This window comes from Hymenobacter sp. GOD-10R (assembly GCF_035609205.1).
Taxonomy (GTDB): domain Bacteria; phylum Bacteroidota; class Bacteroidia; order Cytophagales; family Hymenobacteraceae; genus Hymenobacter.
On the sequence record NZ_CP141184.1, the window covers coordinates 607,535 to 628,673 of the forward strand.

Consider the following 21,139-nt stretch of genomic DNA (forward strand, 5'->3'; position numbering starts at 1 on the left):
CAAGAGGACCCACGCCAAGAGGCGCAGCAGGATCGTAAAAAACAAGTGAGCGGCAGCCGCCATGGCTGCGATGCTCTGTGGGGATAAGTACAACACCCACTATCTATATCTGCCTCGCTGTTCCCTGGAGGGGGAAATGGCCTTTTTTTGCAAAAAATAATTGCAAATAATTGACAGTCAGGTAGAAATATTTTGCAAACAGGACGATTTTGACTTCGAAATCAAGGTGCCTTGTGCATTTTTTGTATTCGGCACGTCATTACCAAAAGAGCTTTGCAACCTACCAAGCATGACCTCTTTGGTACCTTCCGTCGAGGGCGAGATGACCGTCAAGGCTAGTATACCTTGCCTGTTACCGGTGATTTCCAGGTATAGCGATGCTCTAACTCGCCCTTGCTTACTGCTCGAATGATCGGTGCCAAGTACGCTTGGCGATTCACGCCTTCGCTTTGCCTGATGAGTTCGTCTAGGTCATCCACAACCTGCTCGGGCAATATCAGCTTGATCTCTTTCATGCCCCGTTCTAATAGCCCAGGGCGGCGTTTCTTGCTCGTCATCTTCAGCTGCGGTTTAGGTAGTGGACTGCTTCAATTGCCAGGTGTAGGGCCGGCTGATTTCACCCTTGGCAACGGCTTTTAGCACCGGCGCTAGGAACTCCTGCATCGTGCTGTTGCCTTCATCCTCGCGTCGCGCATGCAACAGCTCGAACACGGCTTGGGGAATACCGATCTTGATGTATTGTTCGTGCGCGCCGTCCTTGTTCGTCTTCGTCTTATGAGCCATAGGATGCGTCGGAGGCGTAAAGAAGTGATAAATAGGACCCTGTTTTTGCTATAGCAATTTAGCAAAATGTAGCTGATATTCTACCCCGATAGGGTCGAAAAGTTTGGGAAAATCCTGCTGTTTACCGCTTTGCGCTACACAGTTTGCAGAGAGCAGAGAGGCTTACCCTAGGCTGCATGTGAGCGTGGGTAAGTTCCCTAACTAGTAGGGAGCTTACTGTGCCAAGCAAAGAAGGGTACCGGCGCAAAATTGCGCTGCCAGATCGGAGCGCCACCGAGCGCTACTGCCCAAGGGTGATGCAGGGAAAGGGATGCAGAACGTTGGGTTTTGTTGGGTTCAGTAGCTAGGCACTATCACGGCAAGGCATACCATTAATGGGGGGTTTTAGGGGGGAGTATCGGTAAAATCATCGGGTTCGGTCCTCGCGTGCGCGCGTGTACTGGTCGCAAAAGTCCTTGTGATCTGCGTTCATTCCCTCGCGCGTGCGCGTACTGGTCCGGAAACTCCCCTCGGCTTGGATGCCTCGCCTCGTACGCGCGCGTATTGGTGTCGAAACTCGTGGCCTAGGTGCCAAAGCGTGTGCTTGTGAGCCCCTGCTCACGCGTTGGCAGGGGCAGAATGGAAGGCGACGGTAGGCACTAGGGTCAGAATGCCCCAACCACAGTTGGCGGGCTCGAAGTTACCGTCTTCGCTGCGCCGGGCGAAGATGTGCTCTACGGAAGGTGCCCGGCCGACGTCGGCAAGAAAGTTCTGGTAGGAAGTAATCCAGCGCGCGCACACAACGATACCGCGGCCACCATAGCGGGCATAGTCCCGGTGGTTGGGATTACGGCACCGGCCCAGCATGTGCCGCCAGGCGCGGTATTCCTTGGTTTCGGTGTGCGCGTACGATTCACCGTGCTTGACTTTTCTCTGACGCTTCCTCACTTGCTTGTTGTCCATGGATCGAACTGGTTACTTGCGTTTTGTTCAGTAGCTTTCCTCTATGAAAACCTTACTAACTATCGCCCTATTCTTACTTACCCTTCGTACTACCCAAGCCCAAACCCTAGCAGGCTTGCCCGTCGATTCGACTACCAAGAAAATAACCTACATAGGCGTTGTGCCTGTGGCAAATGCAACAAAGGAGGAATTATACGCGCGCGCTCAGGAATGGGTAGCGAAGAGCTTCAAGGACCTTACACCTGTTAGCAACCAAGTAGCAAATCTGATTGTCGTAAAACCACAAATAAGATCCTCTTGGGGGATTACTACCAAGATCGAAGATGTTGTCGGCTTCGCACTAACCATCACAGTTAAAGATGGGCGTTACCGTTACGAATTAACTAATGTCGTGTGTGAAGTACCTGCCACTGCTATTAACGGCAGAATCAATCCGGCGCAAACGGTTAGCTACGAAGATATATTCACAAATAGGGCAGGCTACGATAAGAGAGGGCAGCCACAGCCGTTTTTGCTAGACCGCATGACTAGCGTAAACTCGAGCCTTAGACAAGTAATCTTCTCTCTTCAGCAAGCTGAAAAGTCTACTACCAAAGACTGGTAGCATACTAATTGAGCGAGCTTTTCTTTATCTGCTGTTCGCGCTTTTCCCACCAGTTGAACATTCTCCTAGCAGCATCAAAGCCCAGTTCTGAAGGCACATTGCGACCGATAGCTTCGCCGAGCTTGTCGTAATCAATATCCAGCGAGGCTTTCATCTCTGGCTGCTGTACATCGCTAATGCTTGAAGCAAAGACTTCTCTACTCATCCGACGCTGCGCATAGCCTCCATCCAACAAGGTGGTTACGCCAACCGACCCGCCGCTGGCGAAGCTGCGCTGCCCAACAACAGCAAAGCTGTTCAAATGCGTAAGCACCGCAGGCTGTGGCGTGCGGTACTGCGCCCGTAGCTGCTCAATGGCTTGGTGTCCGCCCGCATTCTTTACCTCTTCAGCTGTCCAGACGTGTTCCCCGTTGCTGAGCTTGTAGCGCACGCCCGCAAGCGGTCCCGTTGCCGGTATACTGTCGCTGGTGCCGGTGCCCGGCCCTTCGATAGCACCACCCTCGGCAAAGGCTAGCACAGCTACGGTTTGAGCTGCTGCTTTGGCAATGGCCAATGTGGATGCAGTAGCATCGTAGGCGAAGGCAGCGGCAAGGCTAGCCGGTGGGGCTATTGCGCCAATCTTGATACCCGTAAGCGCAATCTCGCTTAGTTGACGCTCCAGGTTAATACCGATTTCAACTACAGCTAGTGCCTTCTTGGCAGCCATAGCAAGCTGATAGGCGTCAGTTTCTTCGCCCGCTAACGAGGTGATTATATCTGCTACAGATTGCCCAATCTGCACGCGCTCTTCGTTAAGACGCCGCTCCTGTTCAGCCGCCTTTTGCTTGGCAGTCAGGACGCGCTCTGTTTGCCGTAGCTGATAATCGGCTGCTTTCTTGTCGGCTTCTGCTTGATCTTTTCGATAGTCATTATTGAGCACCTTTAGCGCCTCAATGCCAGCACCTTCAATTGCTGCTACAGCATCTTGATACTGCTGTTCTCTGATTTCGCCTTTAGAATAGGCTAGCTCAATAGCTTGCAGCCGTTCGTCCTGGTAGTCGTTCAGCGCAGTGAGTGCGTTCTGAAACTCTAGCTCCAGCTGCTGTTGGTCGGCCTGGGCATTGATTAACTTCTTAGCCGCTTCGTTGTCGTGGGTTTCGTCCAGCGCGGCTAGCTGTGCCTTTCGTTGCTGTTCAATAGCCTGCCGTTGCAAGTCTAATGCCTTCGCGCTGCCCTGCACCTGATACGTCAGTTCGGCGGCGGTTTCATCTTGTGCGGCTTTGATGCTGGCTTGGGTGCGCTTTTTGGCGAAGTCCGTTTCTAGCTGCGCTTTGTCGTTCTCGTACTTGGTATCAATGAGTTGCTTTTGCTTGTTGGTGAGGTCTTTTTGCGTCAGCTCGATCTTGCGCGAGTTCACAAGCTTTTGCTCCAGCAAGCGCAGTTCCTCCTCGCTACCAGCGCGCACCTTGCGGAGCTGCTGGTCGATCAAATCATTCTCTAGTTTCAACTGCCCACGCCGTAATTCTAGCGCCTTGTCGCTGGCCTGCTGGGCAGCTTGCGCAGCCGAATTGCGGATTTCGTTGATCTTGTTGTTTAGCTCAATTTGCCGCGTCAGGCTGTTTTTGGTAATGTCGGCGAGCTTACCCTCTTCCTCGGCTATTTCCTTGCGCTGGGCGGCGGTTTGGCTGTGCAAGCTAGCTTCGCGCTTTAGCGCATCGACGCGCAACTGCTGTAAGTTGAGCGTAACCTGTGTGGTCTGCTGCTCCAAGGCAAACGCCTGCTGGGCGGCCTGAATGCGTACACTCGTGGCCTTGGTCACGTCCTCGGCGGCAAACTTGAGTTTTTCAATCTGCGCCTCGTTGCGCTTCTGTTGCAACTCGACTTGGGTTTCCGCGTCTCGAATGCGCTGCAAGGTCGTAGCGATTTGCTCGCCTGCCTTGGCCGCGTTGCCGACTTCCGAGCCGAACGCTTTTGCCTTGTCGGTGGCGTTGGTAATGCCGGTGGCGAGCTGCACCGCCCCATCGGCCAGCTTGGAAAAGTCGCGCTCCTGAATGGCCTCTAGCAGCACGCCGAAAGAAGCTAGGCGGTTGCTCAGATTCTTCTCGATGAAGTCTACTAGGTCGCTTATGGCTTGCTTTGGATCGGTAAAGGCTTTGAGCAAGGCCTGCCCGATGGGAGCAATCCTATCCACGAGTACCCCGAACACCACATTGACGGCCTTGGTCTTACGCTCTACGAAGTCCATGCCCGCTTGTGTACGCGTTAGGAACGTGTAGAGCGTGCCGAGGGCGAGAATGACGATACCGATCACGCTGGTAGCTAGTACCCGGTTGAAGCTACCAAAGGCAGTCTTACCAATTTCTAGCCCTTTGGTGAGCTTGCCGCTGAAGTTGTCGGCTAAGTCTACCACGCTATTACCGAAGGAGCCAGTACCGCGTAGGGCCTCTTTAATGGAGTCGCCGTACTCGAACAGCCGGCCTTTGAAGTCGCCGACCTTTTTGCTGCCAGCCGCTAGGGCGTCGTTGGTTTCCCGGAGCTCGGCCGTTAACGCCTTGCCTTCTTCCGTATTCTCGCGCTGTTCCTCGCCCATCGCGTTGAGCTGCGACGTAAGTAGGCGTGCCCTCGCTCGGAGTTGGTCATAGCTACCCGCAGCCGCTAGGTTAGCTACGCGCTGGGTATCGTTGAGCCTGTTGAGCAAACTCACTTCTTGGCCCATGATCCGCACGTCGTTCGCGTACCGCTGCATGCCTCGGTCGGCTTCGTCCTGCGAAATCTTGCCGGCCTTCGCCTGCTTGTCCAGGTCGGCCGATGCCTGCTTGGCCTCGCGAATCGACTTCGTCAGTTCCTGTATTCGTTTGTCGTTATAGTCGATGTCGACACGAAGTAGGATCCTCTCTTCTGTGGTTGCCATGCCTGCAAGGTGCAACACCTAGGTGCAGGCAGGCAGTTTGTGGGTTACAGGCGGGGCGGGAAATTAGTGATCCCTATATCAGGCTTTGTGGCTAACGAGCTAGTGGGGGTTGGCTACCCTTTTCCTTTATGCTGAGCTGTTATGGCATCCATTTTCGCTATAGCATCTTTATACCGGGGATCTGCACGCATTAGCGCATCGAATTTCGCACCAAGTGTATCGTACTCACTTTGCAATTCTGCGATTTTCTTGCGCATAATTTTTTGTTGAGCAGTTCCTACCTCTCTCCATTTCTTGAAGTTATCACAAGCACGTACGAATATGTATATAGCGCCAAGCAGTGTTAGTAGGAATCGCTCAAGATCATGCGAAGCATTTAGCTGTGACAAAGCACTATAGGCTGTCACTAATGATGCCCCCATTTCAGCACTTGCATAAATAAAGCGATGTTTCTCGCGTAAATTGTAAAATACAAGCCCTGTACTAATTACGGCTCCACAACATAATGCAATGGCTGTGCGAGAATTTAACCACGCAGAGTTCTTTGACCAAATTATAGGGAGCAGTGTATTGAGCCCGTAGGCGGCTAGTCCTACCATTGCTATAACAGCTAATCCGGCACCTATTCTTTCGAATGTTCGCCACCAGCTTTTACTCCAAGCTAATTCAGCACGCTTTTCTCGTGTTTTGCGTGAGATTTCTTCTAGCTCTGAAATTTCCTTCATTTTGCATAGCATAGTAATTAAAAGCACCGCAATCTCGTGCGCTTGCGTCAGGCTTTGTGGCTAACGAGCTAGCAGGGTTTTATGATTGATCTTCTATCGCTGCCTCTTTCCACGCGTAATAATGATCTGGCAATCGGCGGTACTGCTTTAAAAACGCAGCCGTAAAAGCGTCACTTGTCGACGAAGAGGTACCGCTATACCCTATCATACCTATCACAATTATATCGGGATCTTTAGTGCTTATATATTTCATCACGTTCATTACATAAGCCGGTGCCATCGCTAGCCCGTCGCTGTTTACACCAAGGGCCTTTATGAAGCGAATGGTTCTGCCTTGATAACTCTCCTCTCGAAATTGATAGCGCATAGGTATAAGCTTGAGGTTTGCTAAAGCTAGCAAACCCTACCCAATACCACACACGGAACCTCTCGGCAATCTTCGGCTGAATCCTAGGGCGGGGAATAACACAAGCAAATGATAATCAGATGCGCGCGTAGACATGGTAACAAGTGGAAACTAACCCAACACCTCTGCGGGGCGCTAATGGCCGGTAGCACACTTGTACCTCGGGTACGTGCGCCAGACATTCCCGGATAAAGTCAATTTCACCCTCTTTGCGCTGTGCCAGCTCGCCAATGGTGACGTGTTCTTGCTCGTAGTCCTGTGCTTTTTTAATCGTAAAGTGCTAATTTAGAAGGATACTAGCTGCCTCGCTCATGCGCTGCACCACCTTTTCCGCGCTCATGCCGAAGGCGCCCATTCGCTCGTCAACAGCGGCCCGAACATTAGCAATTCTTAGCAATCGGTGCGCTTCTTGGCCCGCTCCTGAGGTGGCATAACCAGCGAGCAATGCCGCTTTTGTCTTATTTTCTGAATCGAAGGCAAGTATCCTTTTCGACAACAGTACGCGCACGCGCACGCATGTGCGCGTACTGGTCGGGAAACTCCCTACCAGCTAAGCGAGCCCTACCTGCTGCTCATGATCCAGACGCTCCTGTAGTAGGTGCTGGTAGACAGTATCGGCCGACCAAGCCGCTACGGCCACCGGATCCGTGCCCAGCTTGGCGGCGATGATGCCGATGACGAGCGCGTAACCCGGAAGCGCCGGCTGGCTAGCCTGCGCCTGCGCCGGCCGCGGCTGTCGGCACTGCACGCACAGGCAGGGCTCAGCTAGCTTGGCGTACTGCGTCGTGAGTCGCTGTAGCTCCGACAGGCAATGCCGCACGGCGGGGTAGGTATCGGTGATTGGCCACGCAAGACAAGCGGCGCCAAGGTCGGTGGCCACCTGCTGATCGAAGCCATCGACGCCTGGCTGCTGTCGGGCCACGAAAAGACCATAGAGCTGCCCGAAGCACGAGAGCAATGGTTGACCATAGGCTAGCATGCGCAGCTGCTCCGCCTGCACGTACGTTGCTTGCCCTAGGTCCAGTGGGTAGGCGGGACCACCAGTGGTCAGTGGCTCGGTGCGAAGGAAAGCCAAGGCAGCAAGTACCGACTCGCTGAGCTCCACCGGTCGGCCTACCAGGCAGGCGGCGGCGTGCTCCATGGTCGAGTCGGCGAGGGCGGCCAACGCACAGTACTGGCGCGTAGTGACTTCGTGCCAGGAAGAGGGTAATTCGTAAGGGCCGACGCTGTCGACAAGGTTTATCATGAGCGAGCTGGTGAGGGGAATTTATAAACGAGATGAGGCGAGGTAAACCGGCATTCGGTTTCCGTTGTGTTCCCGGAGCTATGCCTTTCATGCGTTAACAAGTGTTAACACTTGTTAGAAAAATGTCAGCATGCGTCTGCCCATGACGCGTTCGTGCGTAAGGGTGGGAGCCGACTGAAACAGGAAAGAGCCAACCCGGCTACAGTCGAAAAAATGTTAGCATTTGTTAGCATGTCGAGTCGAAAATCCTAGCATTTCTTAGCATTTGAGGTCGCTGCACCTTAGCAAACCTTAGCAACCTAGGGGCCACCCACGGTGAGGGTATACCATTTCGTTATGCCCTTTGCTGGACTACAGCTGGCTCCTACAAAGGCCACCCGTTTTTGCTGTTGATCTCTGTTATTTATAGGAGGGCAAAGGGTCATTCTATGCCTGTTATATGCCTGTAAACGCCGCAACAGTCTTAGGCTTTCTTAGGCTATGGTAGGCGGTTCCATTCCTGTTTTATTCCTGTAAACGCTGGTGTAGGATAGCGGAGATTAGCTGATGCGCAAAGGCTATATCTGTTGACTATAAACTTTATAAAAAATAGCCGACGGGTCACTGTCTTTGCAAAGCTCAGAACAGAGTGGAAATGTGTGTTTTCATCGAGAATATAGGCTTGGTAAATGGTGTGGCCTTGTGGATTGTCAAAGCGGATTTAGAGCTAAGATGTTGACGTTGTGTATGTTACTTGTAATGGCTAGAGAAGTTAGAAGTTGGTGATTGAACTGGTGATCGAAATCTCAATCACCAGTTACCTTTTGATAATCAGCATGTTGTGAATGATTCTTGGTCTTTTATAATGACTTCCTCTCTTCCAGCTATGGATTGTATTTTACTATTACTAATAGTTAGCGCGTATAAAAAAAGTACAAACCTGTATAAAGAGGAGGAGTAAGCTTGTTTTTTATATCTTTTATGTCTGTAAACTGTTGATTTATAATTGGTTATTGGTGATTGAGATTTCGATCACCAGTTCAATCACCAGCCTTATTCGATTTCTCCAGGCTTCAAGAAGTAGGACTTATCACGATAGATATCACGCATGATCCACTTCTTGCGCTCGAAGCCATACCGGGCCATGAACTGGTAAAAGCGCCGCATCGAAAAGCGCGTTTTTTGCTCGCCGCTATACGCGAGAAAGTTCTCGTACATAGGCTCGGCCCATAGGTGCTTGCTCATCGGGTCGCCCGTGCTGTAGGACGCATCATGTGCGACTACCTCTGCCGCCCACTCCACGAACTCGGGACTGGTTGCCTCCTCCAGCTTACGGCTGCTAAGGCCTGCGTTTTGCAGTTGGGTTAGCTTGCGGCCGCCACGCAAGAACAGTTGCACCCAGCCGAGGGCGAGATTGAAAAAGCGGTTCCATTCATCTTCATCCCAGCCCTCATCGAAGAAGCCCGTGCCGAACTCATCCTTCGGCGTGTAGTTGACGGAATAGTGGGGTACCAGTGGAATCTCGATTTTGCGGCCTTCGCGGCTGCCGCCTTCGCCCGTGACCACGTCGTTCGTGGTGATGGCAAACTTGGGGCTGTCCTTGAATGGGATCAAGATCTCCGGCTGGTTCTTGCGGTTGACGGCCATATCGGCGGCAATCTCCGTGAAGAGCTTGTCTAGGCTGAGTCGCTTGTTGGGCCACTCGTCGAAGTAAGCAATGCGGGTGTCGTCATCAATGCGCTGAAAGCGGAAGCTGTCATCGAAGCGGAAGTTCTCGCCTGGAATGAGCGTTACCTTCACCAGTTTACTCACGGCTTTGATGAGCAAGCTCTTGCCCGTGCGGCCGTCGCGCCGGCCCTGGGTGGCTACTTCATCGACGATGATGATACACTTGGTATTAGTTTCCTCCTTGTAGCCATGGAGCAAATAGCCAAGGGCTTTCTGTAGCTGTTCTAGGCGCTGGGCATCCTTGCCTGTAACATTGACCATGAACGAGTGAAAGTCGCACTGTTGCGCCGCACCTTGGTCAACGAGGTAAATATCGTGGGCGATCTTCTGTGTGTCCCAGATGAGGCCAGGCAGCGCGGCGTAGGGGTGCTTGGTGATAGCCTCAGCAGTAACTTCTACCCAGCCGTTCTGGAAAAAGAAGTGCGCCTTATTCGGAGTATCGCGCACGAAGCTAGGTACGAAGGGCTGAAGCGTTTGCAGCACCTCACGGTCGAATACGCCCCGTATTTGCGTGAGTAGCACATCGAGTAGATCTTCCTGCTCAATGTCATCAAAATGGGCGGGTAGCCCCTCGACGTAATCAAACGCATACTGCTTTACTTCAAAGTGCTTGACGCGGCACACCACGTTGTCAACGACCCGTAGCCATTCTACATTTTCGCCGGCCGGGCGCCGGCAGAAGCCTTCTTGGTTATACCATTTGCGCAGCTTCACGCGGTCAATCATGAGCCTGAAGCTGTCGCGCTTCTTCTCGTTCTCGACCAGCTTCCAAAAGGTCAGGAACGTAGGATTCGGCGTGTCAAGCACGGCATCTATGGCCGGCGCTAACAACTCGGGCTTAATGCCATCGTAGATCCCCAACGCATTTACGATCAACTCCCGCGGCTGACCTTCACGGGCCCTTTGGCGCACGATACGCTGTTGGAAATCAGGTAAGAGAGGTTTCTGAGCTCCTTTCTTGAAGCCACTACGAATGGTGGCTTCGGCCGTTTTTAGATTCTTTACCTCAGGCTTTGTCTGAATAGCTTGATACAAAGAATCGAAGGCGTCAGCCTCATTGACATAGCCCGTGGCAATGTACCCACCGCATAAGTGAGCCGCATCCCGCAATTGATAATGCTTGCTACCCTCCGTGCTATCATACACCATGCGGCAGGCGCGCTCAATAATCACCTTGCCATAATTCGTGCGCGGTGCATAACCCCCGACGCCCAACTCAGGGCGAGACTGGCTGAGCCGCGGCGCCGGCCTAGTCTCCGGCAATGATTCTTCGAAGGTAGCCGCTGACTCGTTCAAGTATAGATCCGGATCATAGCTCACGTAGCGTAGGCGCGAGACGTCGCTGCAGGCCGGATCAACGACGAGTCCATGCGCTTGTTGGTAATAGGCCGCCAGTGCTCGGAAGCTGCCTTTGTGGTCTTCCTCCGGAATGGGGATGATGATGGAGTAGCCTTCGCCGCCGACGCTGTACGAGCAAGCGAACGTGTACGAGTCGGCTTCGACTCTTTTGCGCTTAGCCACGAGGTCGACGCCCGGGTTATGCTTCTTGTCGACATCTAGGCATATCAAGCCGCTGTGCTTGATCAGAGCTTCGCTCAGCCGCTGGGTGAAGGTACCCGAGACTGTGTAGGCAGGGAGCTTTAGCTTTTCTTCATCATAGGTAGCGGTGCCCAGCAGAGCGCGCACGGCTTCGACGGCCTCGCGCCACCTGCCCAACTGCACATCGCGGAGTACCGCCACAATGTCCGTTTCTTGGCTGGCCTTCGTTTGTTTAGGCTTGGGAAAATAGGAGACGAGCATATCGGCAACGGAGACACGTTCAGGGCTATAAGGCCGGAAACGAGGGGAAGGAATAGGAGAGAGGGTGCACCTAGCTAGGTGCGTCGCTAGCCCGCGGCTAGTTCAAGGAGACCAGTTTGGTTAACAGTTCGGCAAAGGCAGTGAGTGGGTCAGCGTCTTCACGGACCTCAAAACGCACGATGGCTTCGATCTCTTTGGGCAGTAACACTGTGCCCCAGCTGCCATCCAGGGCCACCAGTTCAATAAAGGGTATCCGAGCGGCGAGCTTGTTCTTCTCTACCTTGAAGCCGAGCATTTCCTGCTTCCCTTTACGCGAGATAACGATGTGCTGTCCAGGCTGAAGCTGCCACCATTCGCCCTGCAGCATACGGGCGGCCCAGAACGTACGACTTTCAGGAAGAGGTATGGTAAATTCTGGAGCGGTGTGGCCTAGTGCTTTTTGGCTGAGACGCTTTTGCAGTGCCTTGGAGAAGTTACCCACGACGTCCTCCTTTCAGACTGCGCTGCTGGCTCTGTAAGCTGCTAAGCAGTTCAGAGCGTTTAAAATAGGTGCGGCTGCCCATTTTTGAGTAGGGCAATTTACCTATGCGCTTCCACTCGTGGATGCTATGAACTGTTACATTAAGCAGGGCTGCTGCCTGCTTAACAGTAAGCAATTCCTCCGTTTCAACTGCATTAGTAGGCATAGCTATACCTACTTGCTGAAGTTCGAATCGGACCACAGCCCGGAATTGTTCCAACAATTCAGCAGGCGTGATACCGGCAGTAATGATTGTAGATTGCATTTGCTGTAACCACAGGGATGTTGCCTGATGGCATTGAGCAAATAGACTAAACCTAATGAGCAGTTACGGGTGGCCCTTATTGGAACTATCCATAACTGCTCATTACTGACCAACAGAAGGTAGTTATTGATCTTTTGGGTGGCTTCTTATCCAAGCGTCAACCCATCCTTTTGCCTCTGCAACATAATCCCTGAAGGAGTAGCTGCCATTGTCAGCGATATTAGGTTTGTAGTTAATCACTTTGTCTCCTAAAACAGCACCATAAGCATGGTAGAAGATTTCTGCCCATATCTTATTAGTCTTAACAGGTATGAATAGCCCACTTCTTTGCAATACTTTATAAGCTGCAGTAAAAGCACTCTTGCCTTTTTGGCCTCTGCCTAATGATTCATTCGTTAAGCAATTTCCTTTGTTATCGACAATGCTTAAATACTGCATTAGCTCCAAAGCATCTTGCCAAGTGAAGCCTGGCTGACATAAAACCTGTACTGCTTCTGGACCTGTCGCTGGTGCTGGTTCAATTGTTAAATCATCAATCTTGGCAGGAGGTGTTGTAGGTTGTTCAGACAGTAAGTCATTCCCTTGTAGTGGATGTGCTTCGGCAGCACTGGTTCGCCGGATAATGAAGCCACGCTCAATGTCATAACGAGGCGGCCAAGATGGGCAGGAGTCATACTTTCGCTTGAGCCATTCAAGCGCTACAAGAACACGTTTGTTAGGAGAAGGATATTCTTCCTCCAATAGGTCAATCAGGTATTGAAAAGTGGGTCGCTCGTTTTCCCGCCCGAAGCGTGCTTGTAACCAATCTGACAAGGCAAATGCCGGCACCGTATCTGGGTCAGAAAGAGAGCCCCCCACTGATCTCAAGAAAGCAGCCTGAAAGTCAGGATGAAATGGAATACTTTCACCGGCATTAAATTCAGTGTTTCCTGTTTCCCGATATTCCCATAGATGTTCTTGTTCAGCGCGCTCAATAGCCTTTTCACGCGCCCAGATCCAATAATTATTGAGGGAATCTAAATCAGGCTCATCATTGGATTCGTTCGAAGAGTTATAGTCTTCATCGTCTTGGTAATCTTCGTATTCTTCGTGCTCAGTACTCATCAGCTTGCCAGCTTATTTGTTGCCAAATACCAAATTGTTAATGAGGCAAAAGGTAACTCGGCTATTACTCCCAATTACTATCTACTTCGCCCCCTTGCCTCTTACTGCATCAAGAAGGCGTGTCGGTCACAATCCTTAGCCGTGGCTCGCCTCTTTCATCTAGAAGTGTGTTCAACGTAGTATCAGGTCGAATACATAGTTCGGCCTTAAGCCTTTGCTGCTTATCAACGCGTGCTACCTCTTGACACCAATATACTTCCTGCTCTTCCAGCTTCTGGAGTCTGGTTTGAGTAGTCTCTAGTAGCGTTTGTGCTAGGTTTCTTCCTGAGTTATCAGGGCATAACATAGTTACTATACCGCCTGCGCAAGTGAAGCTTACTTCTACTGGCTTACCTAGCTCCAAGTCGCGTAACACAGACTTCAAAGTGATTTCTGTGGTACGAGCTTCATCTAAGTAAGCCATGGCTTCGCGCAATTCTTTTTCAGCGTAGTTCATATCAATGGTATTAAGCGCCGAAGCGAAATGAAATAACCTGTGTTTGATGTTCTTCTGGCTCTGGCTCAAAGTAAGGGTCAGGTGCGTTGGCGCTGCCAAACACGGCGTCAAATTCATCAGCAACCGTATTGTCGAGAATCTTGGCGTATAGTTTTTCTGTCAGGCGCACAGAAGCATGACCTAGCACCTTCGACACGGTTTCCATTCGCATCCCCTTGTTGAGCAACATAACCCCAGCCGTCTTGCGCCCAATGTGGGTTGTCAGGTTCTGTTTGAAACCGATAACCTTGGCGACTTCCTTTAGATAGCGGTTGTAGTGCTGCCCCGACGTAACTGGCAAGTGGTCGTTATACTTACCAAGAATCATTTCCGCTTCTTGAGATAGCGGTATAACACATTTGTACTCTTGGAAAAGGGTAGACTTTTTGCGCGTTACATGCAGAATACGCCTTCCATTGCGCGCTTCAGCGGCTTTCGCGACATCAAGCGCCTCTAAATCCGAATACGACAACCCTGTCCAGCACTGGAACAAGAAACAGTCCACCACACGCTGCATACCCTCTTCCTTAAAAGAATGAGTAGCGAGCTTGTGTATCTGCTCAGGCGTCAGATAAACCAATTCTTTCGGAGTTAGCTTCTTGCACTTATATCCCTTTAATGGATTGCGACTTAGATACTCCCGGCGTACACCCCACTCCAGTACTTGACCTAGGTACTGCGTAATTTTTGCCACGTAGTTCCGATTGCACTTATCCGTAACCAAGAGCCACTGCACCATTTTATCCGCCGCCGTATGCTTGACTTCATCGGGGCGTAGCTCTATTTGCTTGGTGGCCTCTAGGTATTGGGTTATTTTCTTTCGCCACACGCCGTTGGTTTTGTAGGTCACAAGCGATATTTCAACCCCAATAAGGCTTTCCCGCTCCCTTTGGTAATCCGCAAGAAGCTGAATCAAGCTCAACGGGCACTCGCCCGCATTGTACTGGCGCAGGATGGCAGCACAGGTAATAGGCTGCTTTTGCCGTTCTAAGTCGTAGATAATTTCGGTTAAACGATCTTCGATCTTTGTGATGCGCAGATTAGCGAGCATAGCCGCCTCTTTGCGGCCATTGACCCGCTTGGTGTGCGTGTTCCATTCCGTCCGCTGCACCAGTACGCCTGTAGCAAAGTTTTCTTCGTGAATAGTGGTTTCCTCCTCGCTCTTCTTAGTGACCGTAAGGCGGCAAACGATAGAGCCGGGGCGGTCGGCGTTGCGCGGATTTTTACGAAACCAAAAGTGAATTTTAGGAATGGTTAGCATTGTGCAGCACCTCCTTCCTGTACCGATAACACTTGGCGGCTTTCTAGGCTAGCGAGCTTTTCCTCATTGATGCGCAGTTGCTCTTGGCAGTAGTTGAGCACTAAGACCATGACTTTCGTGCCCACTTCCCACGAAACAGTTACCTCGCTGCCTTTTGTGTCGGTGGAGTTGGTGCGGATGGTAATTCCAACCATGTTGCCTTGCGCAATCTCATCTTCGAAAAAGACTTGAGCGCGATCTGCTAGGTCAGTTCCCGTAGGAGCGGACATGTTGTGAACGACTTTCATAAGCTGCGTGAGGTTAGAGAGTGAGAATATCTAAGTAAGAAAGTCCAGTTTCTTCCATGAACTCAGCGGCTTCAGTCTGGTGGGTAAGCCCGGCAGCATAGTCGGCGGTGCGCCCACGCTGAGTGCGTTGAACTACTGCTTGCGCTAGCTGGCGCTCGGTGCGCACGCGGTACATGTTGCGGAACCAGCGTTGCAGCTGGGCCACACAATGGCACTGCTCCACGTTGGCCGTGCAGCGCTGGCACTCCTCGGAAGAGAAGAGTTCCGCATCGAGCATTCCCGTAATGTTGGTGCGCATCGAGCGCAGGATAGCAGCGGCTTTCTCTTCGCGCTGCTGTTCTAAGAACCGACCTAGGGGACCGGTATAGCGGGTCAGGCCGACCATACCGACGGTCAGTACCTGGGACTGATGATGATTCATCGTACCTTTGTTGTGAAGATGGATACTAGGGCTTGCCGGCCCGGTGTCTAAAACTGGAGGTCACCCCTTGCCGGGGGTGACCTCTTTTGTGTTACAATTGTAAAGACAAATGATATACAAAACAAATATTGTGTAAAGAAAATTATATCTATTGTCTTTACATTGTATTTATGTCTTTGTATGTTTGCCACATGGAAAAGGATACTTCTCTTAAGAAAACCTTGATCAACTTGCGTGTTGATGCCGAGTTGGCAGATGCAGGTAAGACGCTTGCGAAAAAGCGTGGTACCAACCTGTCCACTCTATTAAGAATGCTGCTAATCCAGGAACTGGAAAAAGACAAGCAAGGGAAGTAGCTCTAGTTTCCGTGCATTCTTTAGCGCTTGATGAAGCATGTTGTTAGGTATAGCTTGATAGGTCAAGCATAGCTAGCTTCCAATACAAACAATAGGCTCCTCACAAGGGAGCTTTTTCTATCTTACAGCGACAGCAAAAAGTCAACACCTAGGTGCGACAATAAAGAAGCATCATGATGCTTATCGTTAGAAAAAATGGGAGAGAAATTAGCTAGCCACGAAAACGAAGTGCTGCTTCTACGAGCACAGAAAATCGGCTTGCTGGAGCTAAATATTCAAGCCATAAGTATGATACTAGAGCAATACCAGACGGAACTAGCTCAGGAGAAAGCTCTTATACAAGCTCAACTACGCAAAGAAGCAGGTTTGTCTTCGAAAAGTGAAAAGGAGAAATAGCCTCTTTGTGTAGCTACGCTACTATGCACCTTGGCCCTTGACTAGGCCAGACGCCCAAGTATTGAGGTGCCTACTGCTTAGGCTTCAATCCTTATTAGCTCAGTTCGGACGCTGCTGATACAAGAGTTGAAGAGGGAGGGGAAGTAGCCTTGATTAGTAACAATTAAACGAAACATATACCATGAATAATCTTGATGCTAAAGCATTTCTATTTGAATTGCCAATTTATACACCTATTAAAATTACAGATGAAAATAGAAGTGATTTTAATAAACTGATAAGCTTTAGAGGTAATATAGATTACTTTAATCCTGGGCTTGGGGAAAATACAACATATAATATAACTATAGCTTATTCAGTTCATGTTTCGGAATTTACTTCGTATGGTGGCTTAGGATCTGCTATAGCTAAATGCGTTCGGACATCGCAAGAATTCACCTTCTATTATTTTTATGATGATGAGAATCGTGTATTTATGAAAGTCGGACAACACCCATCTGTTGCGTATTTTCATATTTCACAGGTAAAACAATATAACAAAATACTTTCAAGAGATAAATTAAAGGAATTTACAAGAGCAATTGGGCTAGCAGCAAATGGTGTAGGAATAGGCTCGTTTGTTTACTTGCGTCGAATATTTGAAGGCTTAATAGAAGAAGCTCATACAATAGCTAAAGCAGACCAAGGTTGGGATGAGGAGCCATATTCAAGAGCAAGGATGGCGGATAAGATTGAACTACTCAGAGCTCACCTACCGGCGTTTCTGGTAGAAAATAAGGCGCTGTATGGAATATTAAGCGTAGGGGTACACGCACTAAAAGAAGAAGACTGCTTGGCTTATTTCGAAACCGTGAAGGTAGGTATTGAGCTTATACTCGATGAAAAGCTGGAAGCGTTCGAAAAGCAGAAGAAAATAGACGACGCAAAGCAGAAATTAGCTGATTTAACTAATAAGATTAATGCAGGATCTAAGCTTAAATAGTTGTTCATAATGGAGCAAGTTAAGGACAGATATCAATTTATAATCGGCTTTGCTGCAATAGTAATTTCATTAAGTGCATTCAAAGATGAGCTAAAAAGTATAAATATTAACTATGGTATATTTTCGTTCACTGTTTCATAGTTTTTATTTGGTATTATACTGGCGTTTGTAGTGGTAGTTCATATCTATGTTATTCCTTATATATTTTACAATACGAAGTATAAAAACTATAAAATTATTAATTATATAGAAGTTTTGAGCTATGTTTTATTTTTAGCTATTGCTTTATGCCCTACTTTTATGGGTGTGTTTTATATGATCATGTATGCTATAAACAATATTGCTTGGTTGACAATTGACAATTTGTTGAATTTATCAAACTTTGTTATTGTTTTTCTATTTTTATTTAATTTTATGTTAAGTAGAAGTTTTTTGGTTAGGTATATTAGACAGAAGAAGTATAAAGAACAAAATGAATTAAAAATAAAAGAAATTACCTCGTTAGAGGTGGCAAAGAAGTTGTCTGAAGATGGTTATTATAGCCACTCTTATATTGAGCTATTAAAAGTTATAGAGAATTACTTGTTCAGAAAGTTGAGACTCAAAGATCTTATATTTAAGAGGGAGAGTTTGATGAAAATGTTCGATATAGCGATAAAAAATAATATTATAAACAAGCAAGATCTTGAGACGTTAAGGGCGTTGACAGAAATGAGAAATAGTTTTGTTCATGGTGAACATATAGGTGTAAGTAAAGGACAGGCTCAAGAAGCTCTGGCTTTTGTTGAATCTTTGCTTTATAGGCTAGGAAGTAATAATTAAAGGGGAGTATTTGTTGATCTCATTATGGCAGACGAACTCACCACTTTACTCTCGGCCACTGGCGGCGCTTTCCTAGGTAAGTTTGTAGGCCCAGCTGCTGAGCAATTAGGCAAGGCCGGCTGGGAACGGATTCAGCAACTTGGCCAACGAGCAACGGCTTACTTAGCTACGGTCGGCCGTGAGCCTAAACCTGTCGAGCCAAAGATACTCGTGCCTTTAGTTCAAGCAGCCGCACACGAACCAGATCCTGGCTTAGCTGATAAGTGGGCTGCATTACTTGCAAATGCTGCTGACCCAGATACGCAGGTAGATGTTCAACCTGTGTATGCGGATATACTCAGGCAGTTGACAGCAAAGGAGGTTAAGTTACTAGATGAGTTGTTTAACAGTAAGACTATAGCTCGAACCTTACAAATCTTTGAGCCTAACTACGAGCACCAGCAGAACCCTAGTGGAATATATTTATTTCGTAAATCCCGGACGATTGGTGTTTCGCTTGACTTGGAAAGATTACGGCATGAACGAGGCGATACAGGAATAGAGCGGAGTTCATTTGAATCCTTGGTAGATAATCTACTCCGTCATCGCCTTCTAATTGCGGCACGGGAAGAAATACCTAAGAAGCAGTCAGCAATTGGCAATAGTCTTGATCCAAGACCTGTAATCAAAAAAGCTTACTTTTCAGCTCTAGGCTTTGACTTTATGATGGCCTGTACGCCTCCTAACGCTGTAAGGGAATAAAAACTCAAATGCTTTGTCAACCTAACCAAGCAATATATCGTGTGTATGCGAAACGGGGTGTAGCTCAGCTGGCTAGAGCAGGGAACTTATAATCCTTTGGTCGCGAGTTCGAATCTCGTTACCTCGGCAAAGAAAGCCTTGATCATTGATCAGGGCTTTTTTATGATACCCTCCATCTTGTTCCATCTGTCGACCAAGTACTAAAAAGACAAAAGCCTTGGCCAACGCTGGGGCTTTTCAAAGATACCCCCGAATGGTGTTGAAGAAGGTATATTTGTCTTTGTTAAACTGCTTCAGGATGATTCGAGTCTCATTGTGCCAATTCGTTGATTCGATTACTGCGTGAGCTTCTGACTCATCATTCGATACGGACACGTGGTAAGCTGATGTTCTATTCAGCAGCGCTGTGATCTGCTCGTTAATCGTTCGAGCACTAGGAGTCGAAAGGAGGCCAGGAAACAGAAGCTTCTCATTCGCATTAATTGCCGCGCTCAGTTCATTAGCTGCAGACATCAACTTATTCATAGTTTCAGCGGGTGCTACGTCCAGTAGCATCGCTTGCTGGATAATATCACTGATGGCGTGTAGCTGCTTCACTACATCTTTGAAGAACGCATAACGTAGATCAAAGTACTTCTTCTGTCTGTTGTTCAATTGTACAAAGAGGAACTGAAAGACAGCAAACAAGAAGCCGAGCTGTGCCAAGGCAGCAGGCGTGCTATCACTTGTCTTAACGATGAATTGAGACAGTATTCCCGTCAGCAAGATGAGCAGTAGGTAGTAGAAGTGTTTAACAAGGAAATCCACAGCCCTATTTCGTAGGTCAACCATTCCGATACGCTCTGCGCAATAACATGTGATTAGCCGTCTTGTACCCCTAAACGTACCCCTGAAAAAGTAAAACCGCGTCTACGGGCTGTAAACACGGTTTCATGTGGCCCCGGCGAGAATCGAACTCACATCTAAAGTTTAGGAAACCCTTATTCTATCCGTTGAACTACGGGGCCTTTCGGAAGTTAGCTAGGGGCAAAGGTAACGGGAAAGCAACGCCACTGCCAAACTGCGAAGCCAGACACTGCGTAAAGGCAAGTAATTTCGCGCAGCAACTTTCTCTCTGTTCAGTTACCGTTTTTATCCGCATGGGCTTACTGGACGATTTGCATGCTGCCCGTCGCGCTGCCGGCGGCCGTGTTGCTACGGGACGTAGTGGTGCCCAGCCGGCGCTGCTTTTCATTCCGGATATTAGTGGGTTCACCCGTTTTATTCAGGAAACCGGCGACGACCTAGCCCAGTGGCTGGTGGCCGACTTGCTCGAAATTTTGATCGAGGCCAATACCTTAGGTATGTCGGTGAGCGAAATTCAGGGCGACGCCATTTTGTTCTACCGCCTTGGGCCGCCGCCTTCCATTCAGGACCTCGTGGCCCAGTGCCGGCGCATCTTCCTCGATTTTCAGAACTACGTCCGGTTAGTGGAGCGCGACACGGGCTCCACCCTAGGTGCTGCGCTGCGCAACAACGATCTCACCCTCAAGATTATCGTGCACTACGGTCATGTGAATGTGGCCCAGATTCGCAACTTCACTAAGCTGATGGGGCGTGATCTGATTGTGGTGCACCGCCTGCTAAAGAACAACGTAACCGGCAGCGAATACCTGCTGCTGTCGGACGACTACCTCGAAACGCAAAAGCCCGCCGACATCGCCCGGAGCTTCTCCTGGACGCGCCTGCTGCGTGGCACTTGCACCTACGACTACCTAGGTCAGATATGCTACCAGTATGCGCATCTGACGCCCCTCCGGCTTCTGCTCGACGAGCAGATGGCCCCCGGCCGGCCTAGCGGCACCCAGAACAACGCGCTCAAAGTGCGACGTTTGCTGCCGCTGCCGGCGCGCGACGTGCTACGCATCGTCAGCAACTTCCGGCTGCGCCCGCGGTGGATGGCAGGTGTCACTAAGGTGCATTACGACGTGACCAAAGCGGGACGCTTGGGTACCTCCTACAAAGTGGATATCAACAACGGCCAAATCGACTTTCAAGCCGTGCAGTACTTTGAGGATGAAGATCGGATTGAGTACGTGGAGAAAATCTCGCACTTCCGAGTTTTTCCTAACTCCCTGTTATTCTTCTTCATCGAGCCCGTCACGGAAGGTACTGCGCTGCTTACCCTGGAGTTTCGCTACGGCCACATTGCCAGTTCTAGCTCCCTGATTCGCTTTGGCCAATTGCAACGCATGCATCGCTTTTTGGGCGAATCAATCAAGCGCTTGGCAGCGATAAAGAGTAACAGGTAACAGAGCAGTGGAGTAAATCACTAAGCTAATAAAACAAAAACGGCTGTCATCCTGA

General features: G+C 49.6%; 22 protein-coding genes and 2 tRNA genes. 7 read left to right on the plus strand and 17 right to left on the minus strand.

The features are described from left to right. Window positions 1-335 precede the first annotated feature (335 nt). From SD425_RS02535 to SD425_RS02545, 3 genes are all read right to left on the minus strand, one after another. Entirely contained in the window at window positions 336-557 is a 222-nt protein-coding gene (locus tag SD425_RS02535) for a hypothetical protein (protein WP_324671499.1), read from the minus strand. Window positions 558-570: 13 nt separating this feature from the next. Then, complete coding sequence (locus SD425_RS02540) at window positions 571-783, minus strand: hypothetical protein (protein ID WP_324675079.1); 213 nt, start codon at window positions 781-783, stop codon at window positions 571-573. Between the two features lie 597 nt (window positions 784-1,380). Then, window positions 1,381-1,725 (minus strand): hypothetical protein, encoded by a 345-nt coding sequence (locus tag SD425_RS02545; protein ID WP_324675082.1) that lies wholly within the window; start codon window positions 1,723-1,725, stop codon window positions 1,381-1,383. 43 nt (window positions 1,726-1,768) lie between these two features. On the opposite strand from SD425_RS02545, the gene SD425_RS02550 reads away from it, so the two are divergent. Beyond that, window positions 1,769-2,329, plus strand: coding sequence for a DUF4468 domain-containing protein (locus SD425_RS02550; RefSeq protein WP_324675084.1), 561 nt, complete (start codon window positions 1,769-1,771; stop codon window positions 2,327-2,329). A 4-nt stretch (window positions 2,330-2,333) separates the two neighbouring features. Here the strand turns inward: SD425_RS02550 and SD425_RS02555 are convergent, their stop codons facing one another. The 12 genes from SD425_RS02555 to SD425_RS02605 form a co-directional block, all read right to left on the minus strand. Then, complete coding sequence (locus SD425_RS02555; RefSeq protein ID WP_324675086.1) at window positions 2,334-5,219, minus strand: hypothetical protein; 2,886 nt, start codon at window positions 5,217-5,219, stop codon at window positions 2,334-2,336. A gap of 113 nt (window positions 5,220-5,332) precedes the next feature. After that, on the minus strand, window positions 5,333-5,944 hold the full coding sequence (locus SD425_RS02560; RefSeq protein WP_324675088.1) for a hypothetical protein: 612 nt from the start codon (window positions 5,942-5,944) through the stop codon (window positions 5,333-5,335). A gap of 79 nt (window positions 5,945-6,023) precedes the next feature. Continuing rightward, complete coding sequence (locus tag SD425_RS02565; RefSeq protein WP_324675091.1) at window positions 6,024-6,311, minus strand: hypothetical protein; 288 nt, start codon at window positions 6,309-6,311, stop codon at window positions 6,024-6,026. Window positions 6,312-6,630: 319 nt separating this feature from the next. Beyond that, window positions 6,631-6,864, minus strand: a complete 234-nt coding sequence (locus SD425_RS29970) for a terminase small subunit (protein ID WP_416381019.1) — start codon at window positions 6,862-6,864, stop codon at window positions 6,631-6,633. Between the two features lie 36 nt (window positions 6,865-6,900). Then, window positions 6,901-7,596, minus strand: a complete 696-nt coding sequence (locus SD425_RS02570; RefSeq protein ID WP_324675093.1) for a hypothetical protein — start codon at window positions 7,594-7,596, stop codon at window positions 6,901-6,903. Window positions 7,597-8,628: 1,032 nt separating this feature from the next. Then, window positions 8,629-11,103 carry a BT4734/BF3469 family protein gene (locus SD425_RS02575; protein ID WP_324675095.1) on the minus strand — a complete coding sequence of 825 codons (2,475 nt, stop codon included), beginning with the start codon at window positions 11,101-11,103 and terminating at the stop codon, window positions 8,629-8,631. A gap of 97 nt (window positions 11,104-11,200) precedes the next feature. Beyond that, a complete protein-coding gene (locus SD425_RS02580) occupies window positions 11,201-11,584 on the minus strand; it encodes a hypothetical protein (RefSeq protein WP_324675097.1) in 384 nt (127 codons plus the stop codon). Then, complete coding sequence (locus SD425_RS02585; RefSeq protein ID WP_324675099.1) at window positions 11,577-11,888, minus strand: helix-turn-helix domain-containing protein; 312 nt, start codon at window positions 11,886-11,888, stop codon at window positions 11,577-11,579. Before SD425_RS02585 ends, SD425_RS02580 begins: the two co-directional genes overlap by 8 nt. A 123-nt stretch (window positions 11,889-12,011) precedes the next feature. Continuing rightward, a complete protein-coding gene (locus tag SD425_RS02590; protein ID WP_324675101.1) occupies window positions 12,012-12,992 on the minus strand; it encodes a hypothetical protein in 981 nt (326 codons plus the stop codon). 506 nt (window positions 12,993-13,498) lie between these two features. Further along, entirely contained in the window at window positions 13,499-14,788 is a 1,290-nt protein-coding gene (locus SD425_RS02595) for a site-specific integrase (RefSeq protein WP_324675102.1), read from the minus strand. Then, complete coding sequence (locus SD425_RS02600; RefSeq protein WP_324675103.1) at window positions 14,782-15,075, minus strand: hypothetical protein; 294 nt, start codon at window positions 15,073-15,075, stop codon at window positions 14,782-14,784. The genes SD425_RS02595 and SD425_RS02600 overlap by 7 nt, the downstream gene beginning before the upstream one ends. Before the next feature lie 13 nt (window positions 15,076-15,088). Further along, entirely contained in the window at window positions 15,089-15,496 is a 408-nt protein-coding gene (locus tag SD425_RS02605; protein ID WP_324675104.1) for a hypothetical protein, read from the minus strand. Between the two features lie 191 nt (window positions 15,497-15,687). On the opposite strand from SD425_RS02605, the gene SD425_RS02610 reads away from it, so the two are divergent. The 5 genes from SD425_RS02610 to SD425_RS02630 all read left to right on the plus strand — a co-directional run bounded on the left by SD425_RS02610 (window position 15,688) and on the right by SD425_RS02630 (window position 18,920). Next, window positions 15,688-15,852, plus strand: coding sequence for a hypothetical protein (locus SD425_RS02610; RefSeq protein ID WP_324675105.1), 165 nt, complete (start codon window positions 15,688-15,690; stop codon window positions 15,850-15,852). Between the two features lie 577 nt (window positions 15,853-16,429). Next, a complete protein-coding gene (locus tag SD425_RS02615) occupies window positions 16,430-17,230 on the plus strand; it encodes a hypothetical protein (RefSeq protein WP_324675107.1) in 801 nt (266 codons plus the stop codon). A 171-nt stretch (window positions 17,231-17,401) separates the two neighbouring features. Further along, window positions 17,402-18,052, plus strand: coding sequence for a hypothetical protein (locus tag SD425_RS02620; RefSeq protein WP_324675109.1), 651 nt, complete (start codon window positions 17,402-17,404; stop codon window positions 18,050-18,052). Window positions 18,053-18,076: 24 nt separating this feature from the next. Then, complete coding sequence (locus tag SD425_RS02625) at window positions 18,077-18,793, plus strand: Abi-alpha family protein (protein WP_324675111.1); 717 nt, start codon at window positions 18,077-18,079, stop codon at window positions 18,791-18,793. A gap of 53 nt (window positions 18,794-18,846) precedes the next feature. Further along, a tRNA-Ile gene (locus tag SD425_RS02630) sits at window positions 18,847-18,920 on the plus strand. A gap of 110 nt (window positions 18,921-19,030) precedes the next feature. On the opposite strand, the gene SD425_RS02635 is transcribed toward SD425_RS02630, so the two are convergent. Next, complete coding sequence (locus SD425_RS02635; RefSeq protein WP_324675113.1) at window positions 19,031-19,600, minus strand: hypothetical protein; 570 nt, start codon at window positions 19,598-19,600, stop codon at window positions 19,031-19,033. 128 nt (window positions 19,601-19,728) lie between these two features. Next, window positions 19,729-19,800 (minus strand) — tRNA-Arg (locus SD425_RS02640). Window positions 19,801-19,932: 132 nt separating this feature from the next. Between SD425_RS02640 and SD425_RS02645 the strand changes: the two genes are divergently transcribed. Continuing rightward, a complete protein-coding gene (locus SD425_RS02645; protein WP_324675115.1) occupies window positions 19,933-21,084 on the plus strand; it encodes a DUF2652 domain-containing protein in 1,152 nt (383 codons plus the stop codon). Window positions 21,085-21,139: the final 55 nt, after the last annotated feature.